This is a genomic window from Vibrio sp. RE88, from assembly GCF_013113835.1.
In the GTDB taxonomy this organism is placed as follows: Bacteria; Pseudomonadota; Gammaproteobacteria; order Enterobacterales; family Vibrionaceae; genus Vibrio.
Genome location: NZ_VTYQ01000005.1, coordinates 28,165 through 53,003, shown reverse-complemented (window position 1 = coordinate 53,003; position 24,839 = coordinate 28,165). Strand labels below are relative to the sequence as shown.

Sequence of the window (24,839 nt, the reverse complement as noted above, 5' to 3'; positions counted from 1 at the left end):
AGTCACAAATGCAAAAGTTTTTTGGAGCCATCACCGTCTTACTGTGTGTCTTTGGCGGATATATGTGGGCGGGCGGTAAGCTTGGCGCTATCTGGCAACCGGCTGAATTTCTGATCATCATTGGCGCCGCTGCTGGCTCGCTGATCATAGGTAACCCGCCACAAGTCCTGAAAGAGATGCGTCAGCAAGTTCGTGCCACCATCTCTGCACCACGCGAAGAATATGAATACTACATGGAGCTGATGGCTCTGCTTAACAACTTGCTTGAAACAGCGCGCAGCAGAGGCTTTAAATTTCTCGATTCTCATATCGAGGCTCCAGATCAGAGCTCGATCTTTCTCGCCTACCCGAAAGTTGGTTCAGATTACCGCCTGATTTCATTTATTACTGACAACTTGCGTTTAATGGCCATGGGTCAAATGTCGCCTCACGAATTAGAAGGTTTACTGGAACAGGAAATCGAAGCCATTCAAACAGAAATGCTACTCCCTTCTCGCTCAATGCAGAGAACGGCTGAAGCACTGCCGGGCTTTGGTATCTTGGCGGCAGTCGGCGGCATCATCATTACGATGCAGGCTATTGACGGCTCAATCGCTCTTGTGGGTTACCACGTCGCTGCGGCTCTGGTTGGAACATTCGTTGGTATCTTCGGTTGTTACTGCTGTCTTGATCCACTTAGCAATGCCATGGCACAGCGCGTGAAACGCAACATGACCGCATTCGAGTGCGTCAGAGCAACGCTTGTGGCTTATGTGGCGAAGAAGCCAACCTTACTTGCCATCGATGCTGGCCGTAAGCACATCCAGTTAGACATTAAACCGACATTCAATCAGATGGAGAAGTGGCTCGCTGAGCAGGAGGGGTAATGCAAAGACAAGAACAGGTGGTATTCAAACGAACAAAAACTGTCGATGACGATGAATTTCACGGAGGCGCCTGGAAGGTCGCTTTCGCTGATTTCATGATCGCCTTAATGGCACTCTTTCTGGTCTTATGGGTGATGCAAGTTGTTGACAAAGAGGAGCGTAAGGCGATTGTCGCTCACCTTCAGAGTGCAAGCGTGTTTGATAAGAGCTACGGTAATCCGTTTGATACCTCGCAAAGTATCTCTCCTATTGATTTGGCCGCCGACTCTTCCGTACCGAGCCGACATGATTCTACCCACATTGTCAGCTCATTCTTCCAAGGTGATGGTGAAGGTCCGGAAACAGACTCTCTGATTCCCGGAACATTCGACACACAGGAACGTCTGGCTGCACTGGCGAAAGTCATTAAGGAAGCGGTTCGACAAATCAGCGCTCAGGGGAATGTCAATGTCACCGTAACACCACAAGGTCTACGGATTGTTCTCCAAGACGATTACAAACAGCACATGTTTGGTCGTGGTGGTTCTGAATTGACGCCATTCTTTGAAGATTTGCTTCTTGCATTAGCGCCTGTATTTAAACGTGTCGAGAACCCACTGATCATCAGCGGTCATACTGACTCTACTCGCTTTAAAGGGCATGTTGAACGTCGCTCTAACTGGGAGCTGTCCGCGTCACGTGCGAATGCCGCTAGGCACACTCTGGTCGCGGGCGGGATGCCCGACGAACGAGTCTTGCAAGTCACAGGGATGTCAGATCGCGCCTTACTCAATGGTGATGAACCGGAATCGAGTGAGAATCGACGCATTGAGCTGTTTATCCTCACCACGCCAGCCGCCAAGGTATTGGAAACCTTCTTTGGTAATAATGCTGACAGCGAACTGCAAAAAGCCAAACAGAAGGCGGAATTTAATCAGCCGGTTATTCGCCAAGAAGTGATTAACTTTTCAGATACTCAAGCTCCTTCAAAGCCAAAGCTTCAGCAACTTTAACTCTCTCAGGCGCTCTTGCAGCGCCTGTTAACTCAAACGTAAAAGCACATGCCTCAATATACGGTCCGACACGCAAAAAAAGATGGATTACAAAAAGCCTTTATGTGGCTGATTGTCATCGACTACGTGTTGCTTTCTTTGTTTCTCAGTCAGCTGTATAACCTGACTCTAAACGGAGGCACGGCCATCAGCACTCTGTTGCTGCTCTACAATGTACTACTCACTTTTCTCTGCTTTCAGCGTACCGATAAACGCGACTCTTACATTATTTACCCAACGTTATCAGCAACGCTTCTGGCGTTCGTCTGCTTCCTGTACTTCTTTTTTCTAGTCTGACGCGGCTTTCCTTTAGGCAAAAAAATGCTCTTCAATTAATGAAGAGCCAAACGAGCAATAAAAATCGGTAAATTATTTTAGCTGGGCTTCCGCCTTAGCTTCTCATCAACGCCACCACAGAATGACGTTTTACGTTCGCCTGAGCATTGAGTGCCATAAAGGCTGTCGAGAATTGGCCAGAGTTCTCATCGAATAGTTTAAGTTTGTCTTCGACTTGATGAGCAGAAATAACCGAAGACTGCTTATGAAGTGTCTGCATTTGCATTGTCAATTCAGAGCCAATTACACTCGCCTGCTCTAGCCCTACCTGTACTTGACGGAAGTGCTGATTAACCTTAGCAATGGTCTGTTTAATGCCTTCTCGAGAGCTTAAATCGAAACTCAGCTCCGCAATGCCTTCTGGCTCTGCTTTAAGCGTCATAACATTGGATTGCCCTGCTGGAAAGCGATGCCCCTGACCAGTGACCATCACCTTCTGCTGCATTTGCTGATAAGCCTTCTCGGAGGATTCAAATAGAATGGTACCGTCCTCAGACAACGTGGCTCTGAGCCCAAGAGGAATCAGACTCCGGTCTAACATTTTGACGGTTTGCTTGCCCTCAGACTGACCATCAAACTGAACCATCACTGAGTTGCCTTGCGGGAAATCAAGGCGAATTTGCTCCGCTTTGTCACTCAAGCGGTGGATGTTAAGACCAGGGATTGAGAAACGGCGCATATCCGCTTTGTCGATCTTGAGCTTCAACTCGTTGTCGATCACTTTGTTACCGTCAAAACGTGCGCTGTCTAGAATGCGCTCTATGTTAGCTTTGGATCCTGTTAAGCCTTCTTTTAAACCAGCAACATTACCGGCACCAAGATTCATTGCCCGAGTGAGGCCTTGCTTGATCTTGGCCAATTCACCGCCAATGGCTTGCAAGGAGCGTGTCGCAATCTGAACTGAAGTCGCATTTTGCTGCCCCTGAGTAAGCAAAACACCAGACACCGAATACGATGCTGGTGTTTGGTTTTGGGCAGCTAGTTTACGCTGCCCTATGCCACCATGAGACTCCGAAGAACGAGGAGGAGAAATAGAAGCTCTATCGTGCCCAGTCAATCTGACATTGTGGGGGCGAACCTCAACTGTGCTCATTACCATATTTCAATTCCTGCTTATCAGATGCGGTCGAATAAGTTGAGATCGTTAATCTTAACGTAGCTGGCTTGAGTCGCTTGCAATGCGGCCATGTAGTTACTCAAACGAACTGAAGCTTCACCATAATCTAGTGCGGAGAGATCGCTGCTGACCTTATCGACAAACAACTTATTCTCACCATGAGCACTATCCATCAAATCCAGGTTGTTGTGACGACCACCCATTTCAGTCATCGCAGCTAACACGTTGCTGGATGTTGCTTCGATAGAGCTGAGCGTCGATTCAACCGTAGTTCGAAAAGCTGGTGTGGGTGATTGGAATTCTGCAATCAAAGCATCAAGATCGTTAAGAACGTTATTGCCACCTAGATCCAGAATTTCCTGTGCAGTCATATTGGATTCCATTGTGACACCTTTCGCTACTGTCACAACGCGTTTATCGCTGTTGCCTTGGATTACGTAACTACCACTCGCGTTAGACAAAGCTGCCGTGTCTGTTTTAGTTCCGGAGAACAAGTAACGGCCTTCTTCATCCTGAGCGTTAAACGATGAAACGACAGAAGAACGTAGACTTTCAAGTTCGCTGATAATGCCAGTACGATCGCTGTCGGTTAACGTACCATTCGCTCCCCATAGAACCAGTTCGTTCATCTTCTTCAGGCTTTCATTCACTGAGTCAAGTTGAACTTCCTGGTTGGATAATGCGGTCTTTACATTGGAAATATTGGTCTTGTACTGGGTAATGGCTGAGCCTTCACGCTCTAAGTTAAGCAATTGAACTGATGCCATTGGATCATCAGACAATTTGGTCAGACGTTCACCGGTAGACATTTGCTGCATAACTTGCCCAAGTCCGGCGTTATTAATCTGCAAGCTTTGCAGCATCATCTGACTGAATTGAGTATCGCTAATTCTCATCTGATTTCCCTGTAATTAGAATAACTGAAGAACGGAATCAAACAGCTGATTTGCTGTGCTGATCACTTTCATGTTGGCGTTGTGAGCGTTGGCAAACGTCATCAAGTTTGCCGCTTCTTCATCACTGTTTACTGCGCTGACGTTATCTCGGGCGGCCATTGCTTGTTCGCTCATCGACAGCTTCGCCTGATAATCCGCATCCGCCTGACGTGCTTTGATGGCTGTTTCTCCCACCATCGCAGCAAACGCATCGTTTAATGTTACTGAACCAAAACCACTGATTGACACGGCTTTATTGCTGACTGCAATTAAGCTGTCCAGCACATCGGCATTGCCAGGATTACCGTCACCAGACAAAGCAAGCTCCTCTGGTTTGAGGTCGGTAATCGTCAGGCTTGCCGCTGGGTTAGCAGGGTCGTAACTGAACAAGGGCTTACCAGCATTGCCATTGAGGTCTTGGCCGGTTACCAGTAATGCGTTGAATTCATCAGCAAGTGCCTTAGCCATATCGTCAATCGCAGAACGGTATGGTTTTAATACCTCCGTCTGATAGTCGGTCAGTGCGCCAACTTGCCCACCCGGTGTATCAGTAATCGCAAAACTCTGAGTACCAAACTCAACATGCAGATCGGCAAGATATGGATCGCTTGGATTAGGCACAGCCTTAAGCACAGCAGCATCTCCACCCATGACCAGTGGCTGTCCAGAAGAAAGCGTAACCTGCAAGCTGCCATCGGCCTGTGACGTCGTTTTCACTTCCACAACTTTAGACAACTCACCAATTAACGCATCACGAGTGTCCATTAACTGAGCAGGGTTCCCCCCTGTGCCTTCCATCTCAACAATCTGCTTGTTCACATCAGCGATGTTACTCATCAAGCTGTTGGCATGAGAAATAGCCGCATTGCGCTGGTCATTGACATCTTTATGCTGGTGAGAAAGCGATTCGGTGAGGGTATTAAAACGACGCGCGAGGGCTTCTGATTCATTAATGATTTGCTGGCGGTAAGGAACCGATTCTGGTTTTACCGTTGCATCATTAAGGGCTGAAAATAGCGTATCCAGACCAGCTGAAAGGCTGAAACCGTCAGCGCCGAGCGTATTTTCAAGCTGGCTCATCGTGCTGCTGTATCGTGTGGCGTAAGCAGAAAGACTGTTTGTCGCCCAAGTTTGCTTGACTAGAAATTCATCCGTTACTCGACGGATACTGGTCACTTCAACGCCCAGCCCTGGACTTAGCTTGTCGTGTTTCGTTCCACCAACAGAACCCATCAAGGCTTGTTGACGGCTGTATCCTGGTGTATTGATGTTGGAGACGTTCTGCGCCGTGACATCCAGTGCCACGCGATTCGCATTGAGGCCGGAAAGGGCGATATTGACGAGGTTCATTTACAGCTCCATTTTTCGAATCAATGGTTGGGCGAAGGCTGTGGTCACGCTGACTTCCCCCAACATTTGTCTAACTGAGGCGACCGTCTCCTGAGTGGAATGAAGCGCTTGGTCCGAATTAGACGTTACAGATGCTTCAGCGTGTGAACTTGCTTCCACCTCATTGAGGTTGTCATTCGCCGGTAAGGTTGACGCGCTGGTTTCAAATTCCACTTCCGAAATCGAAGGACTGAGCTGCTTAATCAACATCTCCGAGATGCCAGAATGCTGTTTCTTAGACATTTCAATCGCTAGCTGACCATCGTACATATCGCGAAAAACACCCTGTTGCTGGCTGGAAAACGGACTGTCTTCATCGGCCAACACATCACTGCTGCTGCGCATCTGGCGCAGCACCATCTGCAAAAACATCGCTTCAAACTGGCCCGCTACTGTCTCGAGTGCGGCTCCCTGTTCGTTGCTGTTCTTTATGTTCATCAGAGCGCTGTTATCGTGATAAAGCACCGAGTTCATTTGTGACTGTTCATTCAGTCCGTCAAACTTCATAAAAACTCCTTAAATCACTACCAGCTCTGCGTTCAATGCACCTGCTTCATGCAAGGCTTGCAGAATCGACATCAAATCCGTTGGCGTCGCCCCTAAACTGTTTACCGCACTGACGATCGTGTTGAGTTCTGTACCCGGAGGCCAGATCACCATTTGCGCTTGCTCCTCGCTGACGTCTAATAACGATTGGTCGACAACTTTTGTTTCACCGTCAGCAAACGCGTTTGGCTGGCTGACCTGTTGTGACTCTGCAATGGTGACCGTTAAGTTTCCATGGCTCACTGCCGCTTCACTGACCTTGACGCTTTTACCTATCACAACGGTACCGGTACGAGAGTTAAAAACGATACGCGCAGGCTTACGCCCTTCCGCCACACTGATTTCTTCCAGCATCGACATCATGACCACACGCTGCTGGCTGTCCTTGGGTGCTTTGACGCTGATACGAACATTGTTCTTTGCTACTGCGACCTTAGGTCCGAAAATGTTGTTGATTTCACGAGCAATATTCTTAGCTGTCGTAAAGCTTGGTTTTCTCAGGTTCAGTACCACGTTATCTTGCTCTGAAAAGTCATTGGGTACTTCTCGTTCCAGCGTCGCTCCACCGGGAATACGTCCTGAGGTAGGCGTATTAATGACGATTTTAGAACCGCTTTTTCCTTCAGCAGACACGCCGCCCACGACAACGTTGCCCTGTGCAACGGCATACACCTCACCATCGATGCCGCGCAATGGTGTCAGCAGTAAGGTACCGCCTCGCAAGCTCTTGGCATCACCGATGGAAGAGACCACCACATTCAATGTCTGGCCCGCACCTGCCATCGGCTCAACGGTTGCAGTAACGCTCACTGAAGCAACATTACGCAACTTAGGGTTGGTACTGTCGTCGATTTGAACCCCAAATTGTCGCAACATATTGGTGATGGATTGCGCGGTAAATTTCACCTGATTGCGGTCGCCCTGCCCATCTAGGCCAACCACTAGACCGTAACCAACCAGTTGGTTTTCACGAATGCCCTGAACATCAACTAAGTCCATGATAGGGATTTCAACTTCAGCATGAGCAGGTAACGCTGCCCCTAGTGACAACACCAGCAGCATCCCCATCAAGAATGAATCTCTTTGCTTAGCAACCCTCTTCTCTTGCGCCGAGCTAAATCGGAGAGAAAGAGAGCTAAGAACGGTGATAAACATTGTCATTTTCTGTTTCATTAAAACGGCATCCAAGGACTGTTGAAGAATTGGCTTAACCAGCCAGCAGCATTACTATCAGCTAAAGTGCCTCGACCTGAGTAAGTAATTCGCGCATCACCGATTCGTGCGGAAGAGACCTGATTGTTACGGCTGATATCATCAACACGTACGATGCCTGTTAGGCGAATGAACTCATCCCCTTGATTGAGACGAATCCATTTCTCTCCACTGATACGCAAGACACCATTAGGCAGTACTTCATGAACTGTTACTGTGATAGCGCCTTCGAGCTTGTTGCCCTGAGAGCTGGAAGCACTGCCATCAAAAGCGCGTTGAGCGTCGACGCTGGCGGCGAGCTCATCGATGGTTTTGCCTCCTAAACTCGGTGCAGCAAAACCGACGCTCGAGTTCTTGCCATACTTGGTATCGGCTTTTTTGCTCGATTCCGTTTCTTCGGAAAGGACGACCGTGAGCATATCGCCAACACGGTATGCTCGCCTGTCCTGAAACAGGGTCATGGAGTATTGATGACGATAGAGGCTGCCGTTTTGTGCAGCTGGAAGTGAATAATCCAGCGTAGGCGGTGCGTATTTTTCTTCATCAGGCTCAGGAGGCGTAAACTCCTGACGACCAGCGCACCCAGCAAGCAAAATGACGACCAGAGGCCACACTCTCAATAATGCCTTCATTCCCTGTTCCTTCATTACTTAACGGTTACACCGACTGAGCGACAAACTTCAGCATGTCATCCGCAGCCGAAACGACTTTGGCATTCATCTCGTAAGCGCGCTGAGTCGTGATCATGTCAACCATTTCCTCCACTACCTGCACGTTTGAGCCTTCTAAAGAGCCTTGCTTAATGCTGCCTACGCCGTCTTCTCCGGCGATCAGCTCATCCGCCTGACCACTCGCTTCCGTTTCACGGAATAAGTTTCCGCCCACGGCTTCAAGGCCTGCTGGGTTGATAAATTTCGCTAATGTGATTTGACCGAGTTCTTGTGGTGCAGTGCTGTCAGCTGTAGTCGCGGACACCGTGCCATCCACACCAACTGAAACCGATAACGCGTTCTCTGGGATCTGGATTTGCGGTTCTAACGGCAGGCCTTGGCTGTTAACCATCAAGCCTTCCGAATTGACATGAAATTGGCCGTTGCGGGTGTACATGATCTGACCATCGGAATTTTCGATCTGAAAAAAACCTTGCCCCATCACAGCAAGATCCAACTCCTGACTGGTGTTTTGTGTATTGCCCTGAGTGAACACCTTTTGTGTGCCCACCACTCGTACGCCACTACCTAACTGAACACCTGCTGGCAGCTCATTGACCTGATCCACCAGCGCACCCGGTTGGCGTTGAATACTGTAAAACAGATCTTCAAACACCACTCGGTCACGCTTAAAGCCAACGGTGTTCACGTTTGCCAAGTTATTGGAAATGGCGGTCATTTTGGTGTCTTGGGCTGCCATACCCGTTTTACTTACCCATAAAGCTGAGTGCATTTTCTACTCCTCGCGCCGCGCCTAGCGTGACGACATTAATTTGTTACCGGCCTGCGCCAAAGTCTCTGCGGTTTTCATCATCCGCACCTGCATTTCAAAGTTACGTGTCAGAGACATCACGTTCAGCAGTTCATCAATTGCTGACACGTTACTGCCTTCAATATGCTCAGGCGCAAGCTGAACGGTTTGGTCAACCTCAAATGGGTTGCCATCGACGCTGTGAAGCAAGCTATCGCTCTCTTTCTGCAGTTGAGTGGTTTCCGGCTTCACCAATTTCAACGTGCCTACTTCAAGCTCCGCTCCACCGCCCGGAGGGACGACAGAAATACGACCACGTTCGCTGATTTCAACTTTCTGATAATCTGGCAGAACCAAAGGGCCACCTTCACCAATAACCGCGAAGCCATTAATAGATAAAGCGCCAAATGGATCGACTTTGATGTTACCTGCGCGGGTATACGCTTCCTGGCCATCTGCAGTCTGAACGGTCAGATAGCCTTCCCCCATAACGGCAACATCCAATGCGCGGCCTGTTTTAACGATGTCACCTTCATCAAAACGAGTAGACGCAGAGTTGGTCACAACCATAGTACGGCCATCAAAACCTGAGCCCTGAAGCTGAATACTCGAGACACGCTCCATATCAGCACGAAAACCAGCGGTATCCGCATTGGATAAGTTGTTTGAGCGAACATGCTGAGCCTTGAGGACTCGACTCGCGCCAGATGTTGCAGTGAATAGCAAACTGTCCATATCAGGCTCCGTTAGATTGCGTTAAACAACGCCTGAGTCAGTTTGTCATTAGTCGAAATGGTTTTTGCATTCGCCTGATAGTTGCGCTGTGCTGTCATCAGGTTGACCAACTCGCTCGTCAGATCGACGTTTGAACCTTCTAGCGCTCCCGGTGTTAGATCACCCAAAGTGCCAGAACCTGGGACACCCATTACTGGCGCACCTGAGCTGAAACTTTGCGTCCAAGCAGTGCCGCTGACTTTTGAGAGGCCTTGAGGGTTAGCAAAATCTGCCAGCACGACTTGGCCCTGCAATTGGGACTGACCGTTAGTGTATGTGGCGTAGACCATGCCGTTATCCTCTACGCGAACACCCGCCAGTTCACCCGATGTGTAACCATTCGGGTTGTTAGTGCTAACACCAAAGCCTGTGCCAAATTGAGTGCTGCCTGACAGGTCAATGTCGATGCTCATTGGGTTTGCGCCCGCAGCCGGGAACGAAACGTTATAAGCGCCTGTCGGCGTCGCAATTGAACCATCTGGATTGAACGTCATCGCCACAGTGGAAACAGCGCCCGCACCGCCGTCAACTTGCACATTCACTTCCCATGCATTGTCAGCAGTTTTAGTGAAGTACTGCGTTACGGTATGTGGCTTGCCTTGTGAGTCGTAAACTTTTGTCGTGTAAGAAGAGTTGAATGAATCAGTATTGTTAGGGTCAAACGGATTCACTGTCTGATCGACAATCGAATTCGTTGCATCTAGGTTGGCAATGAACTCCATCTTATCAGTCGCTTTAGCCGCCAATGAGGATGTCGAGATCTTGATATCACCCGTTGCACCCGTGAGCAGGTTGTTGTTCCCATCAACGCTGTAACCTTGCAATTTGGCGCCCGTGTTACCGATGACGTAATTGTCTTTATCAGTGCCAAATACACCTGAACGGGTGTAAAACAATTGCCCCGCGCTGTCTTTGGTCACAAAGAAGCCATTGCCATTGATCGCCAGATCCATTGCACGACCCGTTCCGCTCACCGAACCATTTTTATCAAAGTTTTGGGAGATGGAAGCGACTTCCACGCCGCCTGGCTGCATTCCGTTGTAAACAGCCGCAAACTCAGTACGTGCTCCCTTGAATCCGTAAGTCGATGCGTTGGCAATATTGTGGCTGATGGTATTCAGCTCTGTGTTGGTCGCATCAAGACCGCTTAGGGCAATATTAAAACTCATAACTAACCTCTGTCTTCCTTATTGGTTAAGCACCAAACTGAGTGATTTGATAGAAAGGTACGCTGCCAACACCTTCGATGTTAACGAACGCTGCGCCGCCTGAGCTTGGGATACGAACTTGCTCAACCTGACCGGCTAAAAGAATGTTTGGAGCAGATTGCCCCTCCTGAACCTGAACAGATAACGTATATTTTCCTGGTTTAAGACCGAGCTCTTCAGGGTTGATACTAAAATCCACGTCACCCGCGGGATGAGCGCCTAAAGGCACTTTGGTTGACTGGCCGAACTCATCGGTAACAACCAGATTGACTTGGCTTGAAGGATGTTGAAGCTCAATTTTTCCACCTTGAACTGCGTCACCCATTTCAAACTCATTACCAGAAACAAAAACCGTCTGACCAACCAACCCGGCCGTAGACAGAACTTGCATGTTATCGAGCAAAACCATGCTGTTTTGCATCATTGACGCCATGTTCTCTGTACTTTGTACCTGAGAGAACTGTGCCAATTGACTAACATACTCAGTGCCATCAAGTGGGTTAAGCGGATCCTGGTTCTGAATCTGTGCCACCATCAAGCTGATGAATTCGTTTTCTAACGATGTAGCACTATTGGCATCTTGTGGGTTACCAGTCACCGAGGTGGTATTTGCCCCAGAGCCTACTGGAGTGTCAGAAGATAAAGCGTTGTAAGAAGCGATGCTCATTAGCTGCCCTGCCCTAATCTAAGCAGGCCTTGCTGCATACTTTTTACATTGCTAAGCACTTCAACATTGGTCTCGAAGCTACGGGTGGCTGACATCATATCTGCCATCTCAGACACTACGTCGATATCTGGGTAGTAAACATACCCCTCGTCGTTAGCCAGCGGGTTACTCGGCTCAAAGCGTTTTTCCGCCTGACCTGCGCTTTGGACAACATCGACAATTCTCACTTCAGCATTTGGGTAACTCTCTTTACTCGCTGACAACTGAGTTTTGCTGTACACCGTAGCAAACACAGGTTTTAGCGCCTTGTACGCGTCATCTGGATTGGCAGAGACAGCATCCGCGTTAGCGAGATTACTCGCGACAGTATTCAATCGTACTGTCTGAGCGTTCATTGCTGAGCCAGCAATGGAATAAATATCGGTAAATGACATAATTAACGCCCCTCTATCACTTTCGCCAGTCCCTGAAACTTCATATTCAGAAAGGTCAGGCTGGTCTGAAAATCCATGTTGTTTTGTGTGAATTTGCCCTGTTCAACCCCCAGCTCGACTGTGTTGCCATCTTTGCTGTTCTGATAAGGAATCGAGTACATAGAAGAGACCTGCAGTTTAGGTACTGGTTTGTTCACTCCATGAGGTGATAACTGATTCATTACAGTGGTAAAACTCAGGTCCTTAGCCAGATACCCAGGGGTATCAACATTTGCTAGGTTACTGGCAAGGACTTTGGTACGCTGAACCCGAAAATTCAGCGCATCAGGGTGAACACCCAACGCATTTTCAAATGAAATTGCCATGTCTCTTTCCTTTAAAGTCGGCTCGAATAAGGATGAATAAGACAAGATGCATGCCACAAAAATAACAAAATAAAATCAATGACTTACAAAAAAGAAAGGAAATGCAATTTCCGCATTACGGAAGTATTGAAAAGCCAGAGGAACCGAATTGCTTCCTCTCTAAACTGGGCTGTATTAGTCAGTACCATGCTGTCCAGTCAGGCCGTTTTAAGCAGTGAAAATATCGGCGCCAAGCAATCCATTATTCAAGCCGTAGAGGCCGACTTTAGACAACAGGTCCAAACTCAAGCCGACAACAGACAATGGGGAGACTATCAACTCGATTACGATATTCGCGTCCCTGCTGCTGCAGAGCATCTGCCCATTTGCCCCAAACCGCTGAATATTTCAGGTATCGACAACAAAGTGCTCCCTGTCGGCAACCTAAAACGTGCCGTCAGCTGCGATGTGCCTTCAGCGAACTGGCGTATCAATGTCGCCATCAAATCTGCGCTGACACTCAATGTGGTCGTCACCAAAACAGGCATCAATCGAGACCAAGCGATTTCACCGATGAACCTTAAGCTTGAAAAGAGAACCCTTAGTCGGGAGCAAGATTTCTTCACCCAGCTCTCTCAAGTTTCCGGCATGGTTGCCTCTAGGCGCATACGTTCGGGCCAGATATTAGATCCGAGAAAATTAGCGTCTACGCCTCTGGTCGCGAAAGGAAATCAAGTGGTGATTACCGCCTCCAAAGACGGATTTACTGCATCCACCAAAGGTGTCGCCCTTGAGCAGGGAACGCATGGTGAACAAATTGATGTGCAGAACAGTTCTTCAGGAAAAGTTATTAAAGCGGTGGTCACTGGACTCAATCAGGTACAGACCCAATTCTGATTTTTGGACTCCGGTTATCATTTTCGCTGTTTATGACTCGTAAAGAGATAATCATTTCAGGTAGATATAAAAAAGTGATTACTTTGACTTAATGTTTCGCGCATCATGGTCGCACTAAACCTGTAACCACGATGACTAAGGAACCTATTGATGAAAATCGACAAAGTTGCAGACGGCCACGTACCTCAAACCAGCCTGAACCAAGCTTCCAAGAAACCCGCAGAATCTTCGGCTGCTCAACCGATTTCAGAAGCCATGGTCAATACCAATACTGCTGCAATCGACAAAGCACAGGCAGAAATGCAATCACTGCCTAACGTAGATATGGAAAAGGTGGAACAAGTCCGTAATGCGCTGATAAAAGGTGAATTAGCACTGGATACCAAAGCACTATCTCAAGCGGTTCTTCAATTTCATACTGGTCACGAGTAACGCAGGCTGGAGTTCAATATGGCATCTGAAACCTCTCGTATGATTCAGCGTTTTCTCACCTCCATCGGCGATGACATCAAGTCGTATCGCCAATTAGTGACGCTGTTACAAGAGCAAAAATCGCTGTATTTGTCTTTTGATGCAGCGAAGCTCAATCAAAATCTTGCTGAGCAAAAACCATTGCTTAGAAAGCTTGATCAACATGCCAGTGAGCGTAGCCAGACCATGAAAGCTTTACGTCTGACCAGCGACCAAGCCGGTATTGGCAAACTTTTTTCTGTATTACCGCCGTCGTTGTTAAGCAAAGTTCATGCGCAATGGCGCGAACTAGAATCTCTGGTTAAACAGTGTCATGCACTCAATCAAGAGAACGGCCACAGCTCTGCCAGTTTTCATGAGCTGATGTGTCATATCACTCAACCAAGCCAACATACCTATGAAGAGCAGCCATCGTTGAGATGATCAATGTTCGCAGTGGTTGGAAAGGGGCATTGTGCATGCTCTTGTCGGTTTATCTTTGTGCTGTACACCCTCTCAACGCCTCACCTCTACCTACTGAATTTGAGCACGAGCTGGCTGTCCTGACGCCCTATAAAAAGCACATCGAACAACGTTTGGCGGTGAACCGACTTCTGATTGAGGACATCGCGAAGCGGCTATCATCTCAGTCCTTACCATCACAGCTCATATTGCTGCCCATGCTAGAGTCTTCCTATGATCCTAAAGCTGTCTCTCACGCCAACGCCGCCGGGTTGTGGCAACTTATGCCTGCAACGGCACAGCGCTTCGGCCTTAAAATCGATGCCAGCCAAGATCAACGATTTGACATTCAAGCCAGTACTGAGGCAGCCATCGCATACTTAGCGTTTTTGCATAATAAGTTTGATGATTTGGCCCTCACCATTGCCGCATACAACGCAGGAGAAGGCCGAGTTTCTCGTGCCATTAAAAAGTCTGGCAGCAGACAGTTTTCTACACTCGCGCTTCCTTCAGAAACGACACAATATGTGCATCGATTTTATGCCCTGCGTAACTTGATTGAGATAGAGGAGCTACTAGGAAAGCAGCCTAATACACTGTTTTTATTTGGCGAATTTAACCGGTCGCCGCTTGTCAATTTGTCTCCTCTGCCGCCACTCGTCACCTTATAAAGACTCACGGATAATCAGATACGTTAACAACTCGGCATGGTTACTTATGCTTCCAAGCTATTAGCACTTCATCCTTAATGCCCGACAGCTCTAAAGATATCCCTACTTAACGACGGTTTTTACAGGTTTAGCCACGAATTTACCCCCGAGAGCGGGAATATCCCGTATAATTTTTATTCAACAATACAAAACCCTAGCTTTCCTTGGTTGTTATTGACTCAGCAAAGCAGGATAATATCGGGATCGGATTCTCTTAAATATATAATTATGACCGAATATCTTTTGTTGCTGGTCGGCACTGTGCTGGTCAACAACTTTGTACTGGTGAAGTTTTTGGGCCTATGTCCATTTATGGGCGTTTCCAAGAAGCTGGAAACAGCAATCGGAATGGGGTTGGCAACCACGTTTGTCCTGACCTTAGCCTCAGTGTGCTCGTATCTTGTGGAAAGCTACATTCTTGAACCTTTAGGGTTGGAATATTTGCGTACTATGAGTTTTATTCTGGTGATCGCCGTTGTGGTTCAGTTCACCGAAATGGTGGTGCATAAAACCAGCCCAACGCTCTATCGCCTACTGGGGATTTTCCTACCGCTGATCACAACCAACTGTGCGGTTTTAGGTGTCGCCCTGCTTAACATCAACGAAAACCACAATTTCATCGAATCTATCATTTATGGATTTGGTGCAGCGGTCGGTTTCTCACTGGTTCTTATCCTCTTCGCCTCTATGCGTGAGCGTATCGCAGCGGCCGATGTACCTGCACCATTTAAAGGGGCGTCAATCGCCATGATCACCGCCGGACTGATGTCGCTAGCATTCATGGGCTTTACTGGACTGGTGAAATTGTAATGAGCGCTATTCTTATTGCTGTACTGGCCCTAGCAGCACTTGCTGCACTGTTTGGCGCCATATTAGGATTTGCCTCGATCCGCTTTAAAGTTGAAGCGGATCCGATCGTCGACCAAATTGATAATATTTTACCTCAAACCCAATGTGGTCAGTGCGGCTACCCGGGGTGTCGCCCTTATGCCGAAGCGATTGCGAATGGCGACGAGATCAACAAGTGCCCTCCTGGCGGTCAGGCAACCATCGAGAAACTGGCCGATCTTATGGGCGTCGAGGTCACAGACTCAGCACACGATCTGGATGACAACGTCAAAACCGTCGCATTTATTCATGAGGACATGTGCATTGGCTGCACTAAGTGTATTCAAGCTTGTCCGGTTGATGCGATAGTTGGCGGTACTAAAGCACTCCATACGGTGATCAAAGACGAATGTACTGGTTGTGACCTGTGCGTTGCACCTTGCCCAACGGACTGTATTGAAATGATTCCTGTAGAAACCACTACAGCGAGCTGGAAGTGGCAACTGGACGCCATTCCTGTTGTTGATATTACCGATTCTGCCAAGTCGCAGAATGGCGTGAATTAAGGACTGGTATGCTGTCACTCATCGAACAAATTAAGTCAGGCGCACTTTGGGATTTCCCAGGGGGTGTCCATCCACCAGAAAACAAAAAACAGTCGGTTAAAAGCGAGATTGCCAAAGCGAGTATTCCACAAGAAATCGTTCTGCCAGTGAAACAACACATTGGTAAACCGGGCACGATCACAGTGGAAGTTGGCGAGCAGGTGCTCAAAGGTCAGCCGCTGACTAAATACGACACCAGCTTCATGCTTCCGGTTCATGCGCCAACATCCGGTAAAATTATAGCGATAGAGTCTCGCACTACTGCCCACCCGTCCGGTCTGGCAGAAACTTGTATCGTCATTTCTCCAGATGGCGAAGATCGCTGGATTGAACGAAAAACAGATAACGATTTTACCCAACGCACCCCAGACGAGTTGATTGAGATCATTCGTCAGGCTGGCGTTTCAGGTATGGGCGGCGCAGGCTTCCCAACCGCGAAAAAGATCCAAGCTGGATTGGCTCGTACAGAGATTCTGATTGTTAATGCTGCAGAATGTGAGCCTTACATCACTGCCGATGACATGTTGATGCAAGAACATGCAGATGAAGTCATTAAAGGCATCGAGATTGTTGAACACATCTTAAAGCCTAAGCTGACCATTATTGGTATTGAGGACAACAAACCTCAAGCCATCAAAGCGTTAGAGCAAGCCGCAGAGCACAAAGACATCGTCATCCGCGTCATTCCCACCAAATACCCATCGGGTGGTGAGAAGCAGCTGATTAAGATACTGACCAACAAAGAAGTGCCGGTGAACAGTATTCCAGCAGATATTGGTTTACTGGTACAAAATGTCGGTTCACTGCAAGCCATTAAGCGTGCTGTTTGTGACGGCGAACCTCTGGTTGAGCGAATCGTTACTCTGACCGGAGATACCTTTAAGCAACCGCGTAATGTCAAAGCACTGATTGGTACACCCGTTCAATCACTGCTCGACGAGTTCGGCTATAAAGCGGATAAAAAGCTGCCTCGCCTAATCATGGGTGGTCCTATGATGGGCTTTACGCTTCCGCACGCCAACGTTCCAATTACCAAAACCGCAAACTGCATTCTGGCTCCAACTCGTAAAGAGATTTCACCCAATCAGTACGAAATGGCCTGTATCCGCTGTGGCCAATGTGCCGAGGCCTGTCCTGCTTCACTGCTCCCTCAGCAGCTTCAATGGCATGCGAAAGCAGAGGAATACGACAAATGCGAAGAGCTCAACCTTAAAGATTGTATCGAATGTGGTGCTTGTGCCTTTGTCTGCCCAAGTGAAATCCCGCTGGTGCAATACTACCGCCAAGCCAAAGCTGAGATGCGTACTCGCAAAGAAGAGTCCGAAGCAGCAGAACGCGCTAAAGTCCGCTTTGAAGAGAAGAAAGCGCGACTTGAGCGTGATAAAGCCGAGCGCGAGAATCGATTCAAGAAAGCGGCAGATGATCGTCGCAAAGATATGAAGAAAACCGGCGGCGATGATGCCATTGCTGCAGCCATTGCGCGCGTAAAAGCACAGAAATCTGAAGCGAAATCAGATGAATCCGCAGTTAAACCGGCGGTAGCGGCCGCAATCGCTAAAGCAAAAGCCAAGCAAGCGGCTGCAATGCAAGCAGGTGATGCGGAGCCAGACAACTCTGAAATGGCAAAACTGCGTGAAGAACGCAAACGTCAGGCAAGAGAGAAAAAAGCTCAGAAGACTCAAGAGGCTACGCCAGCCACTTCATCCGATGATAAGAAAGATGCGGTTGCAGCAGCTATTGCGCGCGCTAAAGCGAAAAAAGCCGCTCAGCAGGATAACGGTACTGATTCAGCAACTGAAGATAAAAAAGCTTCCGTTGCCGCGGCTATTGCTCGTGCTAAAGCACGTAAAGCGCAGCAAGAAGGTAAACCGGAACCCGTCACCGCTGAACCGGAAAACGCTGAAGCCGGAGAGGATCCGAAGAAAGCGGCGGTCGCTGCCGCTATCGCACGCGCTAAAGCACGCAAAGCGCAGCAAGAAGGTAAATCGGAACCAATCACCGCTGAGCCTGAAAGCGATGAAGTAGCCGAAGAGGATCCAAAGAAAGCAGCGGTTGCTGCCGCTATTGCTCGCGCTAAAGCACGTAAAGCGCAGCAAGAAGGTCAATCGGAACCAGTAACCGCTGAGCCTGAAAGCGATGAAGTTGCCGAAGAGGATCCGAAGAAAGCCGCGGTCGCTGCCGCTATTGCGCGTGCTAAAGCACGTAAAGCGCAGCAGGAAGGTCAATCGGAACCAATCACCGCTGCGCCTGAAAGCGATGAAGTTGCCGAAGAGGATCCGAAGAAAGCCGCAGTTGCTGCCGCCATTGCACGGGCCAAAGCACGTAAAGCGCAGCAGGAAGGCAAACCTGAAACTGTCACCGCTGAGCCTGAAAGCACTGAGGTAGCCGAAGAAGATCCGAAGAAAGCCGCGGTTGCTGCCGCTATTGCTCGTGCCAAAGCACGTAAAGCGCATCAGGAAGGCAAATTGGAACCCGTCACCGCTGAGCCTGAAAGCGCTGAGGTAGCCGAAGAGGATCCGAAGAAAGCCGCGGTCGCTGCCGCTATTGCGCGTGCTAAAGCCCGAAAAGCGCAACAGGAAGCACAATCTGAACCAGTCATTACTGAATCAGAAAGCGCTGAAGTAGTCGCAGAGGATCCGAAGAAAGCGGCTGTGGCTGCCGCTATCGCACGCGCCAAAGCACGCAAGGCTGAACGCGAACAGAATAATAAATTTGAGGAGAACGAGTAGTGGCCTTTTTCATTGCCAGCTCACCCCACGCTCATAGTCGCAGAAGCACCCCCGACCTGATGAAATGGGTAGCGCTGTGTGCTTTACCCGGCTTATTCGCCCAGACCTACTTTTTTGGGTGGGGTACATTAATTCAACTCGGCTTTGCCATCATTCTTGGGCTTTTGCTTGAGGCTGGTGTCATGTTGGCTCGTAAACGCCATCCGATGTCGGCATTGCGGGACAATAGCGCGATTGTAACGGCGTGGCTGCTTGCGGTTGCGATTCCGCCTCTGTCACCTTGGTGGCTCATCACCATTGGTCTGATTTTTGCGATTTTGATAGCAAAACACCTCTATGGCGGTATTGGTCAAAATCTATTTAACCCCGCAATGGTCGCTTACGTTGTACTGCTGATCTCCTTCCCAGTACAAATGACCAGTTGGATCTCACCAGCCGAGCTGCAACCGACAACGAGCTCTTTAGACGATGCGTTTTCACTGATTTTCACTGGTTTCAATCTTGATGGCTTGTCACTTCAGCAGATTCGAACAGGTGTAGATGGCATTACGATGGCAACGCCACTCGATGCCTTCAAGACCGCACTCCATACAGGTAATACCGCTGCAGAAGCCCTCCACCAGCCTCAGTTCAGTGGTCTGGCAGGTATCGGTTGGGAGTGGGTTAACTTAGCCTATCTAGTGGGTGGCCTACTGCTGATCAAATTAAGAGTCATCAACTGGCATATTCCGGTCAGCTTCGTTGTCAGCTTGACGGTGATGAGTGGCTTGTTTGCTATCCTGACTCCGGGAGAAACGGCGTCTCCGCTGATCCACTTACTCTCCGGAGCGACCATGCTTGGCGCTTTCTTTATTGCCACTGATCCAGTGTCTGCGTCTACCACAGTGAAAGGCCGACTGATTTTCGGTGCTTTCATTGGCGCTATGGTATTCATTATCCGCAGTTGGGGTGGCTTCCCTGACGGTGTCGCCTTCGCAGTACTGCTTGGCAACATGTGTGTACCTTTGATCGATTACTACACTAAGCCTCGAACGTACGGCCACTAAGGAGCAGCATGTTAAACGCTATTCGCAAGAACGGTGCAATACTCGCGATTTTCGCCTGTGCTTCAACAGGTGTCGTTGCGCTCACGCACTATTTGACTAAAGATCAGATCAGCCAGCAAGAGCAAGCTCAGCTGCTGTCTGTACTCAACCAAGTCATTCCTCCTGAGATGCATGACAACAGCTTGTACGAGTCCTGCACCTTGGTCACAGCCCCTGCTTTGGGTACCGATGCGCCAATGCCCGTCTATATGGCGAGCAAGAATGGGGAGCCAACAGCATTGGCAATTGAAGCCATCGCTCCAGATGGCTACAACGGCGCGATCAAAGTTATTGTTGGCATCGAGCAAGACGGTACGATTCTAGGTACTCGAGTTTTGAGTCACCAGGAAACACCGGGACTGGGGGATAAAATTGACTTACGTGTCGCCGATTGGATCCTAAGTTTCACTGGCAAAAAGGTCACGCCAGAAAACGAAGCCGATTGGAAGGTGCGTAAAGATGGCGGACAGTTCGATCAGTTTACTGGCGCAACGATTACCCCAAGAGCAGTCGTCAAAGCAGTGAAAAATACAGTACAATTTGTGAACAAAAATCGCACACAAATCCTAAACCAACCACTTAATTGTGGAGGCAACAATGAGTGATCACAAAACACTGATTAAAAACGGTATGTGGGACAACAACCCGGCACTGGTTCAGCTACTGGGTCTCTGTCCGTTGTTGGCTGTATCTTCAACCGTGACCAATGCTTTGGGTTTGGGTATCGCTACATTGCTAGTCTTGGTCGGCTCTAACGTCACCGTTTCTCTGGTACGTGATTACGTGCCAAAAGAAGTGCGTATCCCGGTCTTCGTGATGATCATTGCTGCTCTGGTAACCTGCGTTCAACTGCTGATGAATGCCTACGCCTATGGCCTTTACCTGTCTCTGGGTATCTTTATCCCTCTTATCGTAACTAACTGTATCATCATTGGTCGTGCCGAGGCGTTTGCTTCGAAGAACGATTTATTGCCTTCCGCGCAAGATGGTTTCTGGATGGGCCTAGGCATGACCAGCGTCCTCGTTGTCTTGGGCGCCATGCGTGAGGTGATTGGTAACGGCACCCTATTTGATGGCGCTGACCTGTTACTTGGCAGCTGGGCAAGTGCCCTGCGCATAGAAATATTCCAGTTTGATAACAGCTTCTTACTGGCGCTACTTCCGCCTGGTGCCTTTATTGGCGTTGGGTTACTCATTGCACTGAAAAACATCATAGATAAACAACTAGAAGCTCGTCAGCCAAAACAAGAAAAACCGACCATTGAACGAGCTCGCGTCACTAACCAGTAATATCTGGTTTACACACTGGAAAGCAGCTTCAAAATGAACAAAGAAAAACGAGTACAAATACTGGAACGTCTGAGGGAAAACAACCCAAACCCTCAGACTGAGCTCAACTGGAGTACACCTTTCGAACTCTTGATTGCCGTGCTCTTGTCCGCTCAGGCAACCGATGTCAGCGTCAACAAAGCGACCGACAAACTTTACCCTGTGGCAAACACACCTCAAGGGTTATTTGATTTGGGTGTCGATGGCGTCAAAGAGTACATCAAGACGATCGGCCTGTTTAACTCAAAAGCAGAGAACGTGATTAAAACCTGCCGTATCCTGCTCGACCAACACAATGGTGAAGTACCTGAAGACAGAGCGGCGCTGGAAGCTCTGCCGGGTGTTGGGCGCAAAACTGCCAACGTCGTGCTCAACACTGCGTTTGGCTGGCCGACGATTGCCGTTGATACTCACATTTACCGTGTCTCAAACCGTACTAAGTTTGCGATGGGGAAAAATGTCGATCAGGTTGAAGAAAAGCTACTCAAAGTCGTACCCAAAGAATTCAAACTCGATGTCCACCATTGGTTGATCCTTCATGGGCGTTATACCTGCGTTGCACGTAAACCTCGTTGTGGCAGTTGTATCATCGAAGATTTGTGCGAATTTAAAGAAAAAGTTTACCCAGAAAACTAGGAGAGCAAGGCAATGTCAAACGGGCGTATTTTACACACCATGCTACGTGTAGGTGATTTAGATAAATCGATCCAGTTTTATACTGAAGTCATGGGAATGCAGTTACTGCGTACCAATGAAAATAAAGAGTATGAATACACTCTCGCTTTCTTGGGTTACGGTGATGAATCTCAAGGTGCTGTGATTGAACTGACTTACAACTGGGGTACCACAGAGTACGATTTGGGTAGCGCATTCGGCCATATCGCGATTGGCGTTGAAGACATCTACCAAACTTGTGATGCCATCAAAGCCGCCGGTGGCAATGTCACTCGTGAGCCAGGGCCTGTAAAAGGTGGAACGACTCACATTGCTTTCGTAAAAGACCCTGATGGTTATATGCTGGAACTTATCCAAAACAAACAAGCGTCGGCAGGTCTTGAGGGGTAATCGCCTCCACCGTTGATTCTATAGGGCAGCATTCCGCTGCCCTATTATTTTTACTTTACATGATAATAATTATCATTTAATCTCCAGATATTGTGAATTCGGAGAGTTATAAGACAATGGGCATCGCCGAGTGGGAAAAACACACGCTACTGGCTGATCTGGCAATGAACGATGATGATCATCTGCGTAGCATCCTTCACTATCAACAAGCGCTGACACTAAGTGAGCGAATTGGTGATTCCAACGAGATTGATGTTGAAGACCGACTGATGATCTCCGTGATTTCCTGCCACAACATGGCCTCGTTTTGGCGCACTGTTGGCGATACTAAATACGAACTCAAATACCTTCAATTGGCGTCAGAAAAAGTACTCACCTTGGTACCTCAATGTCCAAATAGCGACTGTGATGCCTTTGTCGATTCAATGGGCTGCTGTAAGAAGGCGCTGATCGAGTTCATGAAGCGACACCCAAATCCAAAGATAGCGAAGTTGGTACAGGACATAGACACTGCCACTAACTGTAACCTGATCGCTAAGTTCCGACTTAACTAATCGGAATCAACAATAAAAAAGCCAGCATTACGCTGGCTTTTTTACTATCAAACTTGGGTCCGCCCCAGCGATATCACTACTCGGCGGTTTTTATCTTTACCAAGCGGCGAAGCATTGTCTGCAACCGGACGACGACGGCCATAGCCTTGAACCTGAATCCGGTCTTCTGGTAAACCGAGCGATTTAAAGTAGTCACGCAGTACGTCTGCCCGTTGCTCAGACAAATTCTGGCTGGCGCTCTTACTTTCTTCATTCGCGGTGTATGTCGACACTAAGACCAAATCAATATCCTGATTATGGCGAATGTATTCTGCTATCTGTGCTAACCGTTTCTGCGACGCTTTGTTTAACTGAACACTTGAGCGGTCATAATGCAGAATGGTGAACGCAATATCTTCGAAACTGTATGGCAACAGATTCGCGATGCAGTCGCTAAAGGCATTGTAGGAGCGCTGGAATAAGACGGAAGACAATGAGACTTCTATACGCTGATCGCGACTTTGCCATTCCTGATAACTAAAGGTTGGGTAACGCCCTTTTTCCAGCTCTGTGAGAATGCTCCATGCCGTTTGTCCACCCACGTAACCATCAAACTGCTGGAAGAAACGAATATTAGTAATACGCTCTGCGCTATCACCCGGTCGCCAAACCGGAGGCATTGAGACCAGTGACACATCTCGGGTTTTGCCCATAGGGCGCTTCATCTTCAGTTCAAAGTCGAGGTTGATTTTTTTGCTGGCGTGGGAAGAGAATACCGCGTCACCGTAATTTGGAATCGGGTGTACCATGCGACACTCTAGTGGCGTATTTGCAATCATCTGCCACTGTGACTGCTGGGGTTTAGCAGCATAGCGAACATCCATCGCCGAAACGGAGCTGGCAACAGAGGCAAGTGTTAATGTTAGGCTAGTGGCTAACAGTCTTTTCATGGGGTACGGATTCTCTTACTTAATACGGCGCGATGTTGCCGCTGATACTTCTACAACACCTACAATGCAAAAATCTCGCCAAGAACACAGTCATTGGCTGCATTTCTATCAATAACCACGGAACGTTATTAATTAGACAATCCGGTTTTTCTTGCCCTGAGAATCTGCAATAATGCTGCCCTTGTCACATAATACTAGGCCAACATGACTGTAGAAAACGAAGCATTGACGCTCAAAAAACGATTTCGTGGCTATTTTCCTGTCGTTATCGACGTTGAAACCGCAGGATTTAATGCCAAAACGGATGCACTGTTAGAAATCTGTGCCGTCACTCTTAAAATGGATGAAAATGGCGAGCTTCAGCCAGCTTCCACCATCCACTTCCATGTTGAGCCATTTGAAGGAGCAAACCTCGAGAAGGAAGCTCTGGATTTTAACGGCATTCATGATCCGTTTAGCCCATTGCGTGGTGCGGTGCCTGAATCCGAGGCCCTCAAAGAAATCTACAAGCTTGTACGCAAAGAACAAAAAGCGGCGGATTGCAGCCGAGCGATTATGGTTGCACACAACGCGACTTTTGATCACAACTTTGTGATGGCCGCTAGTGAGCGTAGCAAGCTAAAACGTGTCCCTTTTCATCCCTTCGCAACGTTTGATACGGCAACGCTAAGCGGGTTGGCTTATGGCCAGACGGTATTAGCCAAAGCATGTAAAACCGCTGGGATGGATTTTGACAACAAAGAAGCCCATTCTGCCCTTTACGATACGCTAAAGACGGCAGAGCTATTCTGCGGCATCGTCAACAAATGGAAAGCTCTCGGTGGCTGGCCATTAATCGACGAAGATGCAGAAAACAATAAATAAAAAAGTAAACAC

30 protein-coding genes are annotated in these 24,839 nt (G+C 48.4%); 17 read left to right on the top strand and 13 right to left on the bottom strand.

Annotated features, from left to right (window positions below):
* Positions 1–8: 8 nt before the first annotated feature.
* Genes motA through F0265_RS12725 form a run of 3 tightly spaced genes read left to right on the top strand, consistent with a single transcriptional unit; the run spans position 9 to position 2,194 of the window.
* The gene (gene motA, locus F0265_RS12735; RefSeq protein ID WP_006963047.1) at positions 9–866 is read left to right on the top strand and encodes a flagellar motor stator protein MotA; all 858 of its coding nucleotides are present in this window, start codon (positions 9–11) and stop codon (positions 864–866) included.
* Positions 866–1,858 carry a flagellar motor protein MotB gene (locus F0265_RS12730; RefSeq protein WP_006963048.1) on the top strand — a complete coding sequence of 331 codons (993 nt, stop codon included), beginning with the start codon at positions 866–868 and terminating at the stop codon, positions 1,856–1,858. Before motA ends, F0265_RS12730 begins: the two co-directional genes overlap by 1 nt.
* 48 nt (positions 1,859–1,906) lie before the next feature.
* On the top strand, positions 1,907–2,194 hold the full coding sequence (locus F0265_RS12725) for a hypothetical protein (RefSeq protein ID WP_019277544.1): 288 nt from the start codon (positions 1,907–1,909) through the stop codon (positions 2,192–2,194).
* Between the two features lie 94 nt (positions 2,195–2,288).
* Here F0265_RS12725 and F0265_RS12720 read toward each other — a convergent pair whose 3' ends face one another.
* The 12 genes from F0265_RS12720 to flgB all read right to left on the bottom strand — a co-directional run bounded on the left by F0265_RS12720 (position 2,289) and on the right by flgB (position 12,341).
* Positions 2,289–3,332 (bottom strand): hypothetical protein, encoded by a 1,044-nt coding sequence (locus F0265_RS12720; RefSeq protein ID WP_006963050.1) that lies wholly within the window; start codon positions 3,330–3,332, stop codon positions 2,289–2,291.
* Between the two features lie 17 nt (positions 3,333–3,349).
* The gene (flgL, locus tag F0265_RS12715; RefSeq protein WP_043008855.1) at positions 3,350–4,246 is read right to left on the bottom strand and encodes a flagellar hook-associated protein FlgL; all 897 of its coding nucleotides are present in this window, start codon (positions 4,244–4,246) and stop codon (positions 3,350–3,352) included.
* A gap of 15 nt (positions 4,247–4,261) precedes the next feature.
* Positions 4,262–5,635 carry a flagellar hook-associated protein FlgK gene (flgK, locus tag F0265_RS12710; protein ID WP_171749179.1) on the bottom strand — a complete coding sequence of 458 codons (1,374 nt, stop codon included), beginning with the start codon at positions 5,633–5,635 and terminating at the stop codon, positions 4,262–4,264.
* Positions 5,636–6,181: a rod-binding protein gene (locus F0265_RS12705; RefSeq protein ID WP_171749178.1), complete on the bottom strand. Its 546-nt coding sequence runs from the start codon at positions 6,179–6,181 to the stop codon at positions 5,636–5,638.
* Positions 6,182–6,190: 9 nt separating this feature from the next.
* Positions 6,191–7,288, bottom strand: coding sequence for a flagellar basal body P-ring protein FlgI (locus tag F0265_RS12700; protein WP_301338234.1), 1,098 nt, complete (start codon positions 7,286–7,288; stop codon positions 6,191–6,193).
* 104 nt (positions 7,289–7,392) lie between these two features.
* Positions 7,393–8,064 (bottom strand): flagellar basal body L-ring protein FlgH, encoded by a 672-nt coding sequence (gene flgH, locus F0265_RS12695; RefSeq protein ID WP_006963055.1) that lies wholly within the window; start codon positions 8,062–8,064, stop codon positions 7,393–7,395.
* A gap of 25 nt (positions 8,065–8,089) precedes the next feature.
* Positions 8,090–8,875: a flagellar basal-body rod protein FlgG gene (gene flgG, locus F0265_RS12690; RefSeq protein WP_006963056.1), complete on the bottom strand. Its 786-nt coding sequence runs from the start codon at positions 8,873–8,875 to the stop codon at positions 8,090–8,092.
* A 21-nt stretch (positions 8,876–8,896) separates the two neighbouring features.
* A complete protein-coding gene (locus tag F0265_RS12685; RefSeq protein ID WP_171749176.1) occupies positions 8,897–9,628 on the bottom strand; it encodes a flagellar basal body rod protein FlgF in 732 nt (243 codons plus the stop codon).
* Positions 9,629–9,639: 11 nt separating this feature from the next.
* Positions 9,640–10,836: a flagellar hook protein FlgE gene (gene flgE / locus F0265_RS12680; RefSeq protein WP_171749175.1), complete on the bottom strand. Its 1,197-nt coding sequence runs from the start codon at positions 10,834–10,836 to the stop codon at positions 9,640–9,642.
* A 25-nt stretch (positions 10,837–10,861) separates the two neighbouring features.
* The gene (flgD, locus tag F0265_RS12675; protein WP_171749174.1) at positions 10,862–11,542 is read right to left on the bottom strand and encodes a flagellar hook assembly protein FlgD; all 681 of its coding nucleotides are present in this window, start codon (positions 11,540–11,542) and stop codon (positions 10,862–10,864) included.
* Complete coding sequence (gene flgC / locus F0265_RS12670) at positions 11,542–11,976, bottom strand: flagellar basal body rod protein FlgC (protein ID WP_006963060.1); 435 nt, start codon at positions 11,974–11,976, stop codon at positions 11,542–11,544. The genes flgD and flgC overlap by 1 nt, the downstream gene beginning before the upstream one ends.
* Positions 11,977–11,978: 2 nt before the next feature.
* Entirely contained in the window at positions 11,979–12,341 is a 363-nt protein-coding gene (flgB, locus tag F0265_RS12665; protein WP_006963061.1) for a flagellar basal body rod protein FlgB, read from the bottom strand.
* Between the two features lie 78 nt (positions 12,342–12,419).
* Between flgB and flgA the strand changes: the two genes are divergently transcribed.
* The 13 genes from flgA (at position 12,420) to F0265_RS12600 (ending at position 23,034) form a co-directional block, all read left to right on the top strand.
* Positions 12,420–13,217 carry a flagellar basal body P-ring formation chaperone FlgA gene (gene flgA, locus F0265_RS12660; RefSeq protein WP_171749173.1) on the top strand — a complete coding sequence of 266 codons (798 nt, stop codon included), beginning with the start codon at positions 12,420–12,422 and terminating at the stop codon, positions 13,215–13,217.
* Between the two features lie 150 nt (positions 13,218–13,367).
* Positions 13,368–13,649, top strand: coding sequence for a flagellar biosynthesis anti-sigma factor FlgM (gene flgM / locus F0265_RS12655; protein WP_171749172.1), 282 nt, complete (start codon positions 13,368–13,370; stop codon positions 13,647–13,649).
* An 18-nt stretch (positions 13,650–13,667) separates the two neighbouring features.
* Positions 13,668–14,111, top strand: coding sequence for a flagellar protein FlgN (locus F0265_RS12650; RefSeq protein ID WP_171749171.1), 444 nt, complete (start codon positions 13,668–13,670; stop codon positions 14,109–14,111).
* Positions 14,112–14,146: 35 nt separating this feature from the next.
* On the top strand, positions 14,147–14,800 hold the full coding sequence (locus F0265_RS12645) for a lytic transglycosylase domain-containing protein (RefSeq protein WP_171749170.1): 654 nt from the start codon (positions 14,147–14,149) through the stop codon (positions 14,798–14,800).
* Positions 14,801–15,067: 267 nt separating this feature from the next.
* Entirely contained in the window at positions 15,068–15,649 is a 582-nt protein-coding gene (gene rsxA, locus F0265_RS12640; RefSeq protein WP_006963066.1) for an electron transport complex subunit RsxA, read from the top strand.
* The gene (rsxB, locus tag F0265_RS12635) at positions 15,649–16,233 is read left to right on the top strand and encodes an electron transport complex subunit RsxB (RefSeq protein WP_064487865.1); all 585 of its coding nucleotides are present in this window, start codon (positions 15,649–15,651) and stop codon (positions 16,231–16,233) included. The genes rsxA and rsxB overlap by 1 nt, the downstream gene beginning before the upstream one ends.
* Before the next feature lie 8 nt (positions 16,234–16,241).
* Positions 16,242–19,001, top strand: a complete 2,760-nt coding sequence (gene rsxC / locus F0265_RS12630; protein ID WP_171749169.1) for an electron transport complex subunit RsxC — start codon at positions 16,242–16,244, stop codon at positions 18,999–19,001.
* Positions 19,001–20,047: an electron transport complex subunit RsxD gene (rsxD, locus tag F0265_RS12625; RefSeq protein ID WP_171749168.1), complete on the top strand. Its 1,047-nt coding sequence runs from the start codon at positions 19,001–19,003 to the stop codon at positions 20,045–20,047. The genes rsxC and rsxD overlap by 1 nt, the downstream gene beginning before the upstream one ends.
* A gap of 8 nt (positions 20,048–20,055) precedes the next feature.
* On the top strand, positions 20,056–20,691 hold the full coding sequence (gene rsxG, locus F0265_RS12620; RefSeq protein WP_171749167.1) for an electron transport complex subunit RsxG: 636 nt from the start codon (positions 20,056–20,058) through the stop codon (positions 20,689–20,691).
* Positions 20,684–21,376 (top strand): electron transport complex subunit E, encoded by a 693-nt coding sequence (locus F0265_RS12615; RefSeq protein WP_019277143.1) that lies wholly within the window; start codon positions 20,684–20,686, stop codon positions 21,374–21,376. The genes rsxG and F0265_RS12615 overlap by 8 nt, the downstream gene beginning before the upstream one ends.
* 33 nt (positions 21,377–21,409) lie before the next feature.
* Positions 21,410–22,051: an endonuclease III gene (gene nth, locus F0265_RS12610; protein WP_006963075.1), complete on the top strand. Its 642-nt coding sequence runs from the start codon at positions 21,410–21,412 to the stop codon at positions 22,049–22,051.
* A gap of 12 nt (positions 22,052–22,063) precedes the next feature.
* The gene (gloA, locus tag F0265_RS12605; RefSeq protein ID WP_021456879.1) at positions 22,064–22,480 is read left to right on the top strand and encodes a lactoylglutathione lyase; all 417 of its coding nucleotides are present in this window, start codon (positions 22,064–22,066) and stop codon (positions 22,478–22,480) included.
* Between the two features lie 116 nt (positions 22,481–22,596).
* Complete coding sequence (locus tag F0265_RS12600) at positions 22,597–23,034, top strand: DUF2753 domain-containing protein (RefSeq protein WP_171749166.1); 438 nt, start codon at positions 22,597–22,599, stop codon at positions 23,032–23,034.
* Positions 23,035–23,081: 47 nt separating this feature from the next.
* Here the strand turns inward: F0265_RS12600 and F0265_RS12595 are convergent, their stop codons facing one another.
* Positions 23,082–23,963: an OmpA family protein gene (locus tag F0265_RS12595; RefSeq protein WP_171749165.1), complete on the bottom strand. Its 882-nt coding sequence runs from the start codon at positions 23,961–23,963 to the stop codon at positions 23,082–23,084.
* A 204-nt stretch (positions 23,964–24,167) separates the two neighbouring features.
* Here F0265_RS12595 and rnt point away from each other — a divergent pair, with 204 nt between their 5' ends.
* On the top strand, positions 24,168–24,827 hold the full coding sequence (gene rnt / locus F0265_RS12590; protein WP_006963080.1) for a ribonuclease T: 660 nt from the start codon (positions 24,168–24,170) through the stop codon (positions 24,825–24,827).
* Positions 24,828–24,839: the final 12 nt, after the last annotated feature.